The following is a 613-nucleotide window of genomic DNA, read 5'->3' as shown; positions in this document are numbered from 1 at the left end:
GGCGCGTCACGCCGAGTTCTCCGACCGTGTAGAGCAGGAAACCGAAAAGATCGTCGATTACGGTCGCCACCGCGCCGCCGTGTGCTATCCTGGGCGCCCCTACGTGACGTTGGTCGAAGAGGTGGTGAGCAACGACGCCGTCTCGGCAACGCCGTACCGACAGGTAATGCCCGTGCGGGTTCGTCGGCCCGCACCCAAGACAGTTGGGGTGGTGGGGTGGCAACTCAGGCGAGCTAGATTCTTCCAGCGGCCGGAATGAGCGCACCCAGTCCTCCATGTCTGGGTCGACCGACCCCCCGACCGCATCCGAAGCTTTGCCCATGGTCCGACCTTCCTGTCGATGAAACCGCGCTTAATGCCGGTCTCGAGTGTGACCGTTATGCAAATACACCTGAGCGCACTCCGGAGAGTGCGGTGGCAGCCCTTCGCTCAACTCCACGTTGGTCAGGCGAGGTGTCCCGCCCAACGGGAGATCACGACCCCATCTCCTTCACCAGTGCCGTAGTCTGCGATGGACGCCGGTGTCGTGAAAAACTTCCCGCCCCGCGTTCCATCTGCCTCGTCCTATTCAGAACTCCGGTTGGAAAAAAATTTCCTAGATTTCGATGACAGC

1 protein-coding gene is annotated in these 613 nt (G+C 61.2%); it reads right to left on the bottom strand.

Going from position 1 to position 613, the window contains the following annotated elements; genetic code table 11:
* Nucleotides 1–322: hotdog family protein (locus AC1Q6C_RS33715; RefSeq protein WP_492667137.1), on the bottom strand; the 322-nt coding region annotated here is incomplete at its 3' end.
* Nucleotides 323–613: the final 291 nt, after the last annotated feature.

The sequence above is a fragment of the Rhodococcus sp. MT28 genome (assembly GCF_058792695.1).
The sequence above is the reverse complement of the archived record's forward strand: the minus strand, read 5'-3'. Positions and strand labels throughout refer to the sequence as shown.